This window comes from Serratia sp. Sp408 (assembly GCF_057180665.1).
In genome coordinates, this window is the sequence record NZ_JBXUFT010000003.1 from 197,908 (window position 1) to 212,005 (window position 14,098).

At 57.2% G+C, this 14,098-nt stretch carries 13 protein-coding genes; 4 read left to right on the top strand and 9 right to left on the bottom strand.

The window, feature by feature from the left end; translation table 11 throughout:
* Nucleotides 1–17: 17 nt before the first annotated feature.
* The 7 genes from AC2AXP_RS13350 to AC2AXP_RS13380 form a co-directional block, all read right to left on the bottom strand.
* Entirely contained in the window at nt 18–1,739 is a 1,722-nt protein-coding gene (locus AC2AXP_RS13350; RefSeq protein WP_484381745.1) for a PglL family O-oligosaccharyltransferase, read from the bottom strand.
* Nucleotides 1,705–2,256: a fimbrial protein gene (locus AC2AXP_RS13355; RefSeq protein ID WP_039992493.1), complete on the bottom strand. Its 552-nt coding sequence runs from the start codon at nt 2,254–2,256 to the stop codon at nt 1,705–1,707. The genes AC2AXP_RS13350 and AC2AXP_RS13355 overlap by 35 nt, the downstream gene beginning before the upstream one ends.
* A gap of 56 nt (nt 2,257–2,312) precedes the next feature.
* Nucleotides 2,313–2,957 carry a fimbrial protein gene (locus AC2AXP_RS13360; RefSeq protein ID WP_004957161.1) on the bottom strand — a complete coding sequence of 215 codons (645 nt, stop codon included), beginning with the start codon at nt 2,955–2,957 and terminating at the stop codon, nt 2,313–2,315.
* 38 nt (nt 2,958–2,995) lie between these two features.
* Nucleotides 2,996–3,754, bottom strand: coding sequence for a fimbria/pilus periplasmic chaperone (locus AC2AXP_RS13365; protein WP_004957160.1), 759 nt, complete (start codon nt 3,752–3,754; stop codon nt 2,996–2,998).
* Nucleotides 3,755–3,785: 31 nt separating this feature from the next.
* Nucleotides 3,786–6,344: an outer membrane usher protein gene (locus AC2AXP_RS13370; protein WP_039991507.1), complete on the bottom strand. Its 2,559-nt coding sequence runs from the start codon at nt 6,342–6,344 to the stop codon at nt 3,786–3,788.
* A 48-nt stretch (nt 6,345–6,392) separates the two neighbouring features.
* Entirely contained in the window at nt 6,393–6,935 is a 543-nt protein-coding gene (locus tag AC2AXP_RS13375) for a fimbrial protein (protein WP_004957155.1), read from the bottom strand.
* Between the two features lie 79 nt (nt 6,936–7,014).
* Complete coding sequence (locus AC2AXP_RS13380; protein WP_039991505.1) at nt 7,015–7,542, bottom strand: fimbrial protein; 528 nt, start codon at nt 7,540–7,542, stop codon at nt 7,015–7,017.
* Nucleotides 7,543–8,202: 660 nt separating this feature from the next.
* Here AC2AXP_RS13380 and AC2AXP_RS13385 point away from each other — a divergent pair.
* The 3 genes from AC2AXP_RS13385 to AC2AXP_RS13395 all read left to right on the top strand — a co-directional run bounded on the left by AC2AXP_RS13385 (nt 8,203) and on the right by AC2AXP_RS13395 (nt 10,083).
* Nucleotides 8,203–8,529 carry a hypothetical protein gene (locus AC2AXP_RS13385; RefSeq protein WP_050763096.1) on the top strand — a complete coding sequence of 109 codons (327 nt, stop codon included), beginning with the start codon at nt 8,203–8,205 and terminating at the stop codon, nt 8,527–8,529.
* Nucleotides 8,530–8,633: 104 nt separating this feature from the next.
* Complete coding sequence (locus tag AC2AXP_RS13390) at nt 8,634–9,566, top strand: fimbrial protein (RefSeq protein WP_004957148.1); 933 nt, start codon at nt 8,634–8,636, stop codon at nt 9,564–9,566.
* A gap of 16 nt (nt 9,567–9,582) precedes the next feature.
* The gene (locus AC2AXP_RS13395; RefSeq protein ID WP_039991504.1) at nt 9,583–10,083 is read left to right on the top strand and encodes a fimbrial protein; all 501 of its coding nucleotides are present in this window, start codon (nt 9,583–9,585) and stop codon (nt 10,081–10,083) included.
* Between the two features lie 263 nt (nt 10,084–10,346).
* Here the strand turns inward: AC2AXP_RS13395 and AC2AXP_RS13400 are convergent, their stop codons facing one another.
* Complete coding sequence (locus AC2AXP_RS13400; protein WP_484381747.1) at nt 10,347–11,690, bottom strand: esterase-like activity of phytase family protein; 1,344 nt, start codon at nt 11,688–11,690, stop codon at nt 10,347–10,349.
* 74 nt (nt 11,691–11,764) lie between these two features.
* Nucleotides 11,765–12,943: a cyanate transporter gene (locus AC2AXP_RS13405; RefSeq protein WP_198773571.1), complete on the bottom strand. Its 1,179-nt coding sequence runs from the start codon at nt 12,941–12,943 to the stop codon at nt 11,765–11,767.
* Nucleotides 12,944–13,113: 170 nt separating this feature from the next.
* On the opposite strand from AC2AXP_RS13405, the gene AC2AXP_RS13410 reads away from it, so the two are divergent.
* On the top strand, nt 13,114–13,968 hold the full coding sequence (locus AC2AXP_RS13410; RefSeq protein WP_198773570.1) for a LysR substrate-binding domain-containing protein: 855 nt from the start codon (nt 13,114–13,116) through the stop codon (nt 13,966–13,968).
* The last annotated feature ends 130 nt before the right edge of the window (nt 13,969–14,098 follow it).

Genomic DNA, 14,098 nt, shown 5'->3' on the forward strand with positions numbered 1-14,098 from the left:
CCTTTTCTTTAGAGTTTTTATGCTGGAAAAAAACGCCGATCTGCAGGAAACAGCAATGCGGCGCTGTTGCGATAACGCTCCGCCTCGGCCCATTGCTGCCGGTGACGCAATATGGCGATCAGATTGGCGTAAACGTTGGCATCAATGCGTAACCTCAGGTAATCACGAGCCCACGCGGCATAGCCATCAAGCAGGGTTTCGTCGTGCGTTCGGTTGTAGGCCAGCAGCTGAAACGTCTGTAAATCAAAGCTTCTGCGCTGCTCGAATCCCCAGGCGGCCAGCGGCGACATGGTCAGCAACGGGCGCATATCCCGCAACCCACTGCGTTCAACGTGGGTTAACGCCATCCCGCCGCGCAGCATCACCAACATCATTGCCATGCCGCACAGGCACAGTAACCCGACGCCGGCGCGCAACGCCGTCAGGCCGTGATGGTTACGCCCAACGACGCAGGCCTGACGGCAGCAAAGGCGATCCAGCGTGGCCAACATCAGGGCAAATACCAGCCAATGCAGCGCCGAGACATAAAACGGATATTCCAGTTGGCAATGCAGCACTATCGGCAGCATGGCCAGACACAGTGCGCTCGCCTCACCGGCACTGCGGCGTCCGGCGGCAAAGGCCCGGCGATCGTGGTGCCATGCCTGCCACAGCACCCGGCCGGCCCCGCAGGCGATAGCCACCATGCCAAGCAGCGCGGTTACCCCGCCTTCCACCCACCACAACAGCACTTCATTATGCGGATGACGGGTGATTTCCAGCACCGGCGTCGGGGGCTGTTGGCCGATACGGAAATGCTGAAACGCCACTTCAAAACTGCCGTAACCCCAGCCGGTCAGCGGATGAATGGCGATCATCTTCAGCGTGTCTTGCAGCATGCTCAGCCGTGCCTGATTTGACAGCGCATGCGACAACGGTGCCCCGTCGCCGCTGGCGCCCAGCAGTACGGCGATGCCCAACCCACAGCCAAATAACATCAGGCCGCTGGCCATCATCAACCGGCGCGTCAGGCGTCGCCCAAACAGTAGCCAATAACCCATCAGCAGCAACCCGCCGGCCAGCCAGCCGGTGCGCGACTGCACCCAGACCAACAGCGCAGCGAGCAACACCAACAATGCCGCCAACGCCGTTTGCCGCCCCCTCTCGCCGCCAACCGACGCCAGGGCGTAGCCCGGCAACAGCATCAGCATAAATACCAGCGCCAGACCGGTGGCCAACAGGCTGCCGAGAACATTAGGCTGCTGGAAGATGCCGTACACCCGAGGGCCGCGCTGCGGCACCCAGCTCCACGCTGGCCAGAACAGCTGTAGCAACGCCAGCACCGCCTGACCGCTGATAAGCAACAACAGCCAGCCCCCCCACGCATGGCGCCAGCGGAAGTTCAACCGCAGTTGCAACCAGCAACAATAGATCCCCCACCCGGCCAGCAGACCGGCAACGCGCCAGGCCGCGACATCACTGCCCGCCTCGCTGGCGAACGCCAGCGGCAGCGCCAGCAGCGCCACGCCCAGTGTGAAACACACCGCACCAGGCGTGACCAGCCAGCCGCGACGGCGGAGCGGGCGCCAGAGGATCGGCAGCATCAGGGCGCCCAACAGGGTATACACCAGCGTGTTGAACGGTAATCCCAGGCCGACGCCGCCCATATTGGGCAAGTAAAGCAGCGACGCCATCAACAGTGCGACGAAGCAGACAACCAGCGCGTTACTCGTATTCCAGGCTGAACGTGGCTGTCGCACTGAACTCTCCGCGGCCGATGGTTTTATTACGAATCGCTTCCGGCTCACCTTGCACATAGGCCTGCAGGGCGATCTGGTTACTGCCCGCCGCCAGACGGTATTTGTCACTGGCGCTGTTCAACGGCAAGGCGGTGCCATCGCGGTTTTCCAGACCGATAGCAATGCCCGACGCGCTACTGCCGCCATCCAGCGCCAGTAATCCGGGCAGGTTGGCGTTTTCACTACCGCTGAAGGTGACCGACACCGTATTGCCCAGACTCAGATCGCATTCCGCCAGATGCAGCGTAAAAATCTGGCTATGGGTGCGCGTATTCAGGTACAGGTATTTATCGACAATGGTGCCGAAATCGAGCTGGATCCTCTCTTCTCCCGGCAGGATCACGCAGGGTTCCGCCACCAATGTCCCATGGAAACGCATATTTTCATCCGCCGCCGCCGGCTGAGTCATCAGCCCCGCCAGCACGATCCCGACGCCCAACAGCGCGCTGCCGCGTCGGCTGGTTTGTTTTGCGCGCATCATGACACTCTCCTTTATTGGCATTGCGCTCACCGCTCCTTGCCGCCGTTCGGCGATCAGTCGTAATACAGCCGAAAATCAATCACCGCGCGGTAGGCGCCGACGCCCAGCGTTGCCGGCGTGCGTACCGGCGTCACCGTATAGCTCAGGGTATTTTGCCCCGGCGACAGCAGCCGTGGTTTATTGCGTACGCCGAGGCGCACCGGCTGCCCGCCGCTGTCCGCCAGCTGCAATCCCAGTCCGCTGACCCCCGTCACCTTGACCAGCATCGGCGCGTCGGCATCGGTTGGCGCCATAAAAGCCACCGAGACCGCCGGCTGGCTGCCGCTCCATGCCAGCGCACCGCTCCAGGCGTCGCGACTGCTGGCCGGCGCACGCAGGCAATCCTTCAACGTCAGTTCGAACGCCACTGGCGTACCGCGATCGCCCGGCTGCTGAAAATGCGCGCTGCCGGTGTTGCCCAGCCAGACCTCTTGCCGCGCCGAGACCATCTCCAGGCTACAGGCGCTTTCGGTCAGTTCGCCGTGGACATGCAACATGCCGGTGGCGCCCTCTACGTCCCAGTTGTCTACCGCTCGCGCCTGTGGCATCAGCATCAAAATCATGCCGGCCGTCAGCGGCACCATCAGCGCGGCCGCCGCCGTCAGGCCAATCTGCCGTCGCTGATAGCGATCAAGGGGGGTTCCGGGGCTGTTGTGCATGGTTCTTCTCTCCGCTGTCTGTTGACTGCCGTTACCGGCTACTTCCTGTCCGGCACCACGTGGCAGTTACCGCCGTTGCAGCTGAACACCAGCTGTGGGCGGCCGCCGTAATCGTTGATATAGGTCAGTACCGGGCTGGCACCCAATGCAGCCGCCGACACGCTCAACGGCGCGCTGCCCTTCGGCGCAATCATCAGCGGTTCAAAACCGGCCACTCCCTTGCCCTCTTTGCGCGTACTGGCGTCCACCAGCGTCACGTAATACGGCGTCGGGTTGTTCACCTGATAGCGATCGCCCCGTTTGGTCAGCGTCAGCGCTTCCTGGCTCGGCGCCGCATTTTTCTGTGGCGCGATCGCCGCCGGGCGATAAAACATTTTTATCCGCGTTTGCAGCGCAATTTGCAGCGTATTGGGCTTATCGCTGCGTGGCGGGATCTCGCGCAGGTTGAAGTAATAAAGCGTCTCGCGATCCTGCGGCAACTGCCTGGCCACCGGCAGCGCCTGGATCTTCACCTGGCTCGGTTTGCCCGGCTCAATGCGCTGCACCGGCGGCAGAACGGTAAACGGACTTTGGATCTTGTTACCCTGGGCATCTTCAATCCATCCCTGCGCCAGATACGGCAGTTGCTGGTTCTGGTTGCTGACGTTAAGACTCATGGTCTTTTGGTCACCGCTGAAGATCACACGTGTGCGATCCAGCGCGATGGCCGCCTGGGACGACGTGGCGACCATGCCCGCCGACAGCGCCGCCATGGCGGCAAAAGTGCTCAACAGGGAAAATCTTGCTGTGTTCATCATCGGGTTTATCTTCTTCACGGTTAACAATCATTCACGAACGATCGGCCACCGCATGCTGGGCGGCCGGTGCGGGCGTATTCACCGTCACGGGGTGACATGGCAATAACAGGGTATTCATCAGCATGTCGGGCGGTAGCGGCGTCGGCAGACGGATTTCACACTGCGGCCCGCCATTCCAGTGCACGCTCATCACCTCACCGGCATTGATGCCGGACAGGTAAACGCTGCCACCGTCGTTGACGATACCGGTCTGCTGCTTGCGCGAGTTGATTACCGTCGCGCCGAACGGCGGTTCGCTGCCATCGGCCAGTTTGACGATCGCCATCGCCTTCTCGCCGGCGATCACGTCGAACTTGCGATAGCCGATCGCCCCTTCGGTCAGGGTGGCCTGCACCACCGAACGCGTGGCTTCCACGTTGTCATCCAGGCGGTTGAGATCGATGCTGGCCTTGTTGCGGTAATAGCTGTTGACGTCGGTGACCACCGCCTTGCCAAAGCGGTTGGTCATGACCGTGCTGCCATAGCCACGCACCGGCACATCCGCCACGCCATCGGTATCGAGCAGCAATCGGGTGCCACCCGGCGTGGTGATGCGGTGCATTACCGCACCTTCTGCCGTCAGCGTCATACCGCCCTGCGCCGCCAGCCCAACCGCACTGTAGCGGCCGGCCTGATAGCTGGCATTGGCGTTGATCTGCGCCAGATCGCCCTCATGGCTGTAATAGCCGCTCATGGTTGCCCCGCTGCGGGCGGTACCGGCGTTCAACTGATAGTTATTGTGTTCATCGATTCGGTCGTAATAGCCCACGCGATGCGAGCTGTCGTCGCGATCAACCGTCATGTTGTAGCTGAGCGTGGCGGCGTTGCCCCAGGGCACAGACAGCGACAGATACATACCGTCATCGTTGCGCTCGTTGTAACGGTTGCGATAGGCCGACAGCGACACGCTGGCGTTTTTGAAATCGCCGAAATCGAAGTAACGCGACAACATCAGGTTATAGCGGTCGTTGGCAGCCCGATCCCAGTAGGTTTGGTGGCTATAGTTGAGATAGGCGCTCAGCCCCAGTTCACGGAACTGTTTGTTGAAGGTGATGGTGTACATCTCCTTGCTCTTGCCGCTGCGGCTGCCTTCGTAACGTTCGTCCAGGTATTCCCCCATGCTCATAAAGTCTTCCTGGGAGAAGCGGTAACCGGCGAACGTCACCTGACTGTCGTACTCATCAAAGTTCTTTGAATAACTCAGGCGATAGGAACTGCCGCTCTTGACGCCGTCCTGCGGTAAGCTGGCACGCGATTGCGTGGCGTCGAACGACAGCGCTCCCAGCACCATCAAATCGCGACCGATACCCAGCGACAGGGCGTTGTAATCACCACCGGCGATCGCACCGCCATACAGCGACCAGCCATTGCTGATCCCCCAGGAAAATTCCCCGGTACCGAACAGCGGCCCGCGCAGATGATGGCCCCACTCCGACGGTTTACCCGCCGCCAGCTTGTAACGCACGCTACCCGGCCGCGTCAGGTACGGGATACTGGCCGTGTTCATCTTGAACGCCTGCACGCTGCCGTCCTGTTCCTCTACCCGCACGTCCAGCTCGCCGGACACCGCATCGTTGATGTCCTGGATACGGAATGGCCCGGCAGCGACCTGGGTTTCATACAACACACGTCCTTGCTGGCTGATCACCACCTTGGCGTTGGTCTTGGCCACCCCGCTCACTTCTGGCGCATAGCCACGCAGATTCGGCGGCAGCATATTGTCGTCCGAACGCAGGCTGGCGCCGGTGAAGCGCAGGCTGTCGAACAGGTCGGAATTCAAATAATCCTCGCCCATGGTCAGGCGGGAACGCAGCGCCGGGATCGCCCGATAGGCGTAATAACGGCTCCAATCGAACTGGGTGTTGGTCTGCTGGCCCGAGCCGGTCTGGTGATTAAGATTCGCCTGCCAGTCGGCGCGCAGCCGCCAGGCACCGAGGTTGCCGCCGGTGGTGCCGTTACCGCTCAGGCTATAACCGCTGCCACCTCCCTTCAGGTTCTTCTGACTTTGGCCGTTGACGTTATAGTCAAATAACAGGCCCGGAATGCCGTTGTCCCAGCGAGAAGGCGGATCCCAGCTCTCCGAGCTGTACTCCAGATACGCCTGGGGAATATTGAGGTACAGCGATGAGGTACTCAGATCGCCGTGTGCTTCCATGCCTTTCAGGCTGGTCAGATCCAGACATTGGCCGTCGTGCGACCAGCGCAGCGCCGTGGCCAGCTTTTCTTTCAGCCCCAATTGGCCGACCAGCGTCGGTGATAAACACACTTCGCTGCCTTTGGCATCGTTTTCCGGCGCAACAAAACGGATTGGCTGTTCTGGCAGGTCAGTTTTGTTAACGTGTACCACCAGGGTATAAGCGCCCGGCATAATATAGCCACTGCGCGTAAATTGGCTTAGATCGATATTTTTTCGATCGTTGATATCTAACACATCGGTGTTGAACTGGATTTCGTCCGCGGCGTAAGCCCGCATAATCGGATGGCTTAACGACAAGGCAATGCACAGTCCCAAGACTTGAAGACGAAATAATTTCCCTGCCGGTGAAAGCATAATAAAAATCCCTTTTAAAAACCCATTAACCGCCAAAACGAGAAAAAATTAAAAATAATCCAGTTTAAAACGCAACGTGGAAAAATAGGCCCCGGCCTTGAGCGGTTGGTGATTGGGCATCAGCGTCATGGAATAATTAAGTGTGCTGTTTCCCGGTATTATATTTTCCAGCGCCAAAGGTTTGCCTGGTATCACCTGATTACCGACACCGTCGTTTATTTTTAGCGCCACGCCACGGGCTTCACCCTGCACGCCAAAAAGACCGTCCTCGGCAGAGCCGTCAAACGTCACCTGAAAAAATCGCCAGTCCGGTTTATTTCCTGGTCGTTCTAATTGACAGTTCACCAATTCAATACTGAAGTTTTTGGTCAGTCCCCGACCGTCACGAATGATTTGCCCAAGTGGAATGGTATCCATGTCGATGGTCTGGTCGCGGCTGCCAGCGGCGATCGCACAGGCGGTATCAATAATCGCCCCCTGCATATTGACGCGTCCCCATCCCTGAATGACAGGCGCGGCGTCACACGCCGCAGTAGCCAGCGCCAATATCCATACCCACGATTTCACGCCATGATTCCCTTGTAAAAACATCGCGGCATTCCTTTTGACAGGAGATTAACCAGACATGCGGCTCGCGGCATGTCTGGTGTATTTATACCTGCGGAGTTACTTACTGATAGGCCAGCGTGAAGTCGGCTACGGCGGTGAAATCACCTGGAACCACGGCAGATGAAGCGCCTTCGCCTTGCAGATAAGCGGCAAAGTGCAGGGTGTTGTTGTTGTTATTCAGGTTCTGAGACGGTGTTGCATCACCCAGGGTGATAGGTTTGCCGTCATAGGAAATGGCGATGCCAGCGCCTTTGGCAGTACCTGCGATCGCCAGCAGATCCTTGTTGCCGGTAGACTCGGTGCCGGTGAAGGTCACGCTGACGCTTTTCAGCGTAGTGGTATCACACTGCTCCAGTTTGATGTCAAAGGGACGTGGGTTGGAGGTGCCGCCATCTTTCAGCGCCACGTTGGACACCTGACCCAGATCGACGGTCTGATCGATCGATTCTGGTGCAATAGAGCAAGGTGCATCAATAATAGAACCGATGAAATTTACTTTACCGTGACCCTGATCTTTAACGGCAGCGTGAGCGAAAGAAGTAGCGCCAAATGCAATCACTGCTGCCATCATGACTTTATTAAGTTTCATAAAACCTATATTCCTTATAAGAAAGTAATGCGTATTCCCGTAAAGATCGTGGCAGCCTAACGCGTAACCGCGCATAAATAGGCTGCTGTTAATCTTTAGCATTTTGAGAGTAGTAAACTTGCCAGAGCCAGAGAGATGACGACGATAAAGCCTCCCTTTAATAGCGGGAAAATGATTTGATTCATTAATAAACCTAACAATATAAACAAGCGTTTAATTAGTGAATAAAACCCCATTTACCCAAGCTAGCCCTCATGGCCGGCGATGAATATTCTGGCAAAAGCCCCGCTTTAAACAAAGACTTTTTTAACGCCATTTAAATATTCGCAATATATTTCCTTTATCTGGGTAATTTCCCTCTATTTTTAGCCTCATAGATCGTAAAATATTCAAAATTAGAACAAAATCCTGTTTTTTGTTATTTGCCAAACAATGAGATCGCAAACTTGGGTTTTGTGAATATAATAATCCAAAAATAGGCCTAATCTTATGACTTCGGCTCCCGGCAAACGCCCATAAAGTAAGGCGGAAAAAATCTAAACATTTCAGGCAGTCAACAGAGTTAGTCATTTGCTTTCTCTCGGTTTTATCCTAGACGCAGCATATAGAGAAAATGAATTTCTCCCAGGGAAAGCAGCAACGGAATACAGAGGATGTATTATGGAAGCACTATCTCCTAAAAAGCAGGAAATACAACAACTTCAGCGAGCCCTGCGGCAGGCGTTACTCACGCTTTCACCCCCTCCAGAATGCGGTAAACCTCCGTCAAATCAGCATGAATGGCTATCAACGAGACAATTGGCGGAATATATCGATGTCGGCGTGTATCGTGCCAGAAATTTATTATTGGATATGGTGGAAAAAGGCGAGGTTATTGTTACCTGCGGCTCGGTAAAAAACTCACTGCGCTGGTACCCGGTGTTGCCTACCACAGCGACCAGCCATACCAATATTATGCCTCTTTCAACCTCTCCGCCGGCAAAATAAGGAAGTGCGCGCCTGATTGTTAACTGCTTCAGGCGCTGCCGTTAGTCACTCATTATTGGGATATTACAGTGAGAAAATTAGTTTTCCTGGTCAACAGTGGCCTGATGTTAGCCGCCCTTTTACTGGCGGGAAATGCCTCTGCTTTTACCTGCAGAACCTCGGACGGTGGCCTGATCCCGCCTGGTGGCTCCACCACACCGGTCGACGTGCGGGTACGCATCGGACCGCAGCTCTCCTACGGCAAGAATGAAATCGTCAACGTCAGCCAGGTCACCTGTAAAAATGACGTCTCCAGCTGGACGGATTATTTAAAGACCGACAGCCCGGCGTTAAGCATGAATAGCGCTATTTTTGGCGGTATCGGCAGCGGCATGACAATTAACGGCCGCGATTATCCTTCGCCGGTGTCCTCCGGCATTAGCGTCGTAACGCTGACCAACCTGAATTCGCAGTCGATCGCCATTCGGGTATACATCGTGCTAAACCGCTTCCCGACCCCTGATATTAAAATTAATAAAGGTGACGTTATCGGCCAAATCAATTTCTCCCAAACCAACGACCGGCCGAATTGCCCACAGTGTGGTCCTTATCGCTGGCGGCTGATTGCCGATAATGATGCATATTTTGTCACTACCACCTGCACCATCAATAACGGCCGGCAGATTGACGTCAACTTTAACCAGATTCGGCAGGATTATCTGACGACAACGGTCAATAATGCGCAGATCAAACAGGACAAGGCGTTGACATATCAATGTGACGATCTGAGCGCCACGCAGGATATTCTGATTCGTCTGGTCAGCGATGCCAGCGGATTTTCAGCGGATTACATCAAGACCACCAATAGCAATGTCGGCGTGGCGATGATGTATAAAGACGCAGTGGTTAAACCCAACGACGCCTTTCGAACACGCATCACCAACGGCGTCGGTAGCGATACCATCACCTTTGTGCCGGTAAAAAATAATGTACCTTATACCAGCATTGCCACCGGGCCATTATCCGGATCGGCAACGCTTATTTTCAGTGCTCCGTGAGGCAAGGTTAACGATTATGTTCAGCATAAGCAAAGGGCTGAGAGGCGGCATACTCGTCGCCCTGTCGGCAGCCTGCGGTGGTGTTTTGGCCGCTGACCAGGGCACGCAGGTAAATATTTCCGCCACCATAGTGGCACCGCCGCCGTGCGTGATTAATAAAGGAAAAGTGATTGATGTTGATTTCGGAGACGTTGGGGTAAACAGAATTGACGGCAATCGTTATATGCAACGGCTGGACTATACCGTCGAATGCGAATTTCTCGACGGCTCACGTCAGTTGAAAATGAAAATCGTCGGCAGCGGCGCCGCGTTTGACGCCAATGTGCTGCATACCAGCGTCAATGGCTTGGGGATTAAGCTGTTGGCGGACGGCAAGGCGTTGAATATCAATAGCGCATTCAGTATTGATTACGCCAAGCTGCCCAAGCTGGATGCCGTGCCGGTGAAAAATGCCGCCAGCACGCTAACCGAAGGCGAGTTCACCAGCGGCGCAACCATGCTGGTGGACTATTTCTGAAACCATGGGGGTCGGTTCCGCGTCTGCCTGCCGCGCCGGCGAGCGGTTCCCCCCACGCCAGCAACCCGCCCCAACTGGCTAGCGCCAGAACAAAGGCAAGGTTCTACCTGAGAACTCAATCACCAGGACACCGCTATTTTCCATTTCGATAGAGATTGTCAGTTGGGGGATTAACAATAACTCGCCGACCATGCAGAAACTGCCAACCCGCTGGCAATCATCAGTCAGTGGGTAATAGGCGCCGAGTGGTCGGCGCCGTGGCATTACGGTTTTAATAACTGCGGCACATTTAACAAAATAAATTCGTTATCATCTGCCACGTTAGGCTGGCGGCTGGAAGAAAACGGGAAATTATTGTCATTGCCCACCACGATATGGCTGTCATCTACCACATCGACGTTTTCAATGGTGAAGAACGGAAAGGTCAGCACGCCGTTATTTAACGGCTTGCGCGCCAGTTTGTTTGGATCCTGAATATTCAGCAGGTCGATATAAGCCTGTTTTTCTACCGGCTTGCCGACATTGTCAGCCGAGAACGCGATACGGTATACCCGTTTGAACTTCGCCAACTGACTAAAGCAGTTACCGGTCGGCGCCCCACTGGCGCAGGCTTTATCTGCCGTGCCCTCGCCGTTGTCACGTTCGATCACCAATCCATGATTCGCGTCGATCATATTAAAATCACCAATGGCATGACCGTTGTCCTCCAGCAGATACTGCCAGCTGCGGCCGGTCCATTGCTGCTGTTTTACGTCAAATTCCAGCACCCGCAGGTAGCGCTTGCCGCCGATATTCTCAAATTTCTCGCCGTCCCACAGCGCACCTTCCAGCAGCGGGTAGAGCATCGTACCGTCTTTGGAGGCAGCCATGCCCTCAAAGCCCTTGGAACGCGCCACCTGGAAATTTTGCTTGCCATCCGGCGCTCCCGGCAGGGTCAGGGTCGGGTTATCCGGCGATTTCACCGTTTTGCCCTCCACCTCGGTGGCAAATACCGCCAGGATCTTGCCGTCCAGATCGGCCTTGATCAGGTAGGGACCGAACTCATCGCCTATCCACAGCGCATTGTCGGCAAACTGGAAGCTTTCCGGGTCAAAATCGCTGCCGGTCAGATAACGCTTTGCGCTGCTCTCGTTAACGATATGAAACGGCACTTTTTTATCCGGATCGTGTAAAAACACCGTTTTCAAACGACTGACGCCGCCGGTTTTAAAATCAATCTGGTAATGGTTGAGATACAGCATGGCGTCCGGTGAATTGGCCTTGCTGCCGAAGCCGTTGTCGGTCAGTACCCAGTAGCTGCCATCCGCCATGTGCTTGATGCCCGAATGCCCTTGCAGCGGCTGGCCGGCGATCGGTAAGCCGATGCCCGTCAGGCGATCGGCGGACTTGCCCGCCACGCTGCCCAGCTCGCCAACGCGCTGGCCACTGGTGTATTTGCCGCTGTCGCGTAAATCCGACGGCGCATCCTCTGGCGTGGCAACGGTGGATTTCACCGGCAATACCGCGTGCCCCGCCAGCTCGGCGGTCACCGCCTGTTGTGCCAGCAGCGGCGTACTGAACGCCAGGCAGCCGGCCAACAGCGCCAGACGGGATTTTTTAAAATACATGTTCTACGCTCCCTGATGATGATGATGCCCAAAGGTAAAAAGCAACGTCACTATAGGGAGCCGCAGTGACAAAATTATGACTCGCCGAAGGCACGCCGGTAGCTGCGCGGGTCGAAGCGCCGGGTCAGCGCCATCAGCGCCAGCACCAGCAGCGCATGGATCTGCCAGTCGAGCACAAAACTGCCGCTGTAATCGCGCAGCAGGCCGGAGAGGTAGGGCGTCACACCCGCCAGTAAAAAGCCGATGCCCTGCATAAAGGCCACCAGACGCCCCGCCATCGCCGGGTGCGCGATATGATCGAGCGCCAGCACCAGACACAGCGGGAACGCGCCGCCCAGCCCCAGGCCGGCCAGCAACGCCCACAGCCACGGCAGCGTTTGCGGCTGATAAATCAGGCCGATCAACCCGACCAGTTGCATCGCCAACGCCAGCAACAACAGCGGTCGCCGGTCTGTCGATCGCGCCAACGCCGGCAGCAGCAATGCCCCTGCCACCTGTCCGGCGGTCATCAACGCCAGCAGTGCGCCGCTGGCCTGCGCTTGCCAGCCCAGCTGCATATAATACGGCGGTAGCCAGGCTATCAGGCTGGTATAGCCGCCATTAATCAAGCCGAAATACAGTCCCAGCAGCCAGGCGCGAGGATTACGCAACATGCGGGTTGCCTGCACCCACTTTGGCTGCGGCAAACGGCCAAGACCACGACTGACCACCAGCCAGACCATCGCTGCCAATAGCGCCGGCAGCGCCCACCAGGCCAGCGCGCGGTGCCAGTCCGCACCGCTGGAGGTCAGCCATGGAGTAATCGCCGCCCCCAGCCCGCCGCCGCCCATCAGCGCCGCCGACCATAGGCCGGCCACCAGCGCCATCTGCTTGAGAAAGTGCTGCTTGATGATGCCCGGCATCATCGCCTGTATCACGCCAATGCCCAGCCCACCCAGCACCGCGCTCAGTAACAGCTGCGTGCTGCCCGGCGCCAGTTCGCGCCACAGCGCCCCCAGGCCAATTGCCAACAGGCTCAGCAGGATACCGGCTCGCTCACTGCAACAACGGCTGATGGCGCCGCCGGCCAACGCCATCAGGCCCATCATCAGCACCGGCAAGCTGGTCAGCAGCGCCGCGCCACCAAAGCTCAGCCCGGTGGCCTGGCGCAACGTCGGCAGCAGCGGGCCGATAGACGTCAGCAGGGGGCGCATATTCAGGCCAATCAGCACTAATGCGTACAGTAGAGGATTAAACCAGCGCCGCGCGATCATGGCATAACCCCTTGGTTACCAAAACGATTTAACACGATAGATCCTGAGATTTGCTAATAGGGCGAGCCGCGTCACAGCAACCATCCGCACGCTGCCACAGAGGTTGCGCTACTGTAGAAAATACAATTAGTATTGGGAAATTAAATAATAAAATGGTCAGCAGTGGAAAAATGAATCGCTATCCGATGTTCAACCCGCAGCTACTGCTCAGCTTTGTGGCGGTCTGCGACAGTTGCAGCTTTACCCGTGCTGCACAGCGGGTGTTTCTTTCGCAATCCACCGTCAGCCAACAGGTACGTCGGCTGGAGGAGATGCTCGGCAAACCGCTGTTTGAGCGTTCATCCCATCAGGTATTGCTGACCGAAGAAGGCGAGAAGCTACTCAGTTATGCCCGGCGCATCATTGCGCTGAACGAAGAGGCGCACGATGCGCTGACCGGCATCTGGCGCGACGGCGTGCTGCGGCTCGGCATGCCTGAGGATTTTGCCGTGCCGACCACCCAACTGCTGGCGCAGTTCAGCCGCCAGCATCCGCACCTACGGCTGGACGTCACCAGCGGTTTGAGCGCCGATCTGCACCATGCGTATGCGCGCGAGGAACTGGATCTGATTCTGGTCAAACAGCGCCGCAGCCAACCACCGCGTGCCGCACGACCGGAGCCGCTGCTGTGGCTGGACAGCCAGGCGTTTCCCGCCATTGAGCAAACGCCGGTACCGCTGGCGGTGTTTCCGCTGAACGGCCTGTACCGTGAGCAACTGTGTCAGGCATTGGACAATCTCGGCAAACGCTGGCGGATTAGCTACAGCAGCGCCAGCCTGGCGGCGCTCACCGCCGCCAGCGCCGCAGGGCTTGGCGTCACGCTGCTGCCTGCCGGTTGCCGGCTGCCAAGCCACCGCATCCTTGGCGCCGCCGAAGGCCTGCCACCGGTTAATGACTTCGAACTGGCGCTGTATTACCGTGACGGCGCGCCACCCACCACCGAAGCGCTGGCACAGCAGCTGGCAGCGTTTTGCCAGCTGGTTTGAGCCTCGGCTAGTGGTGATATTTTGCGGGCGGTTCAGCCAGTGTGAAGACGAACTCCCCGCCCAAAGCGCTGGCATCTGGCATCTGGCAAAATCATCATGCGCCATCGGCGAGCCTCCTCGTTAACACCTG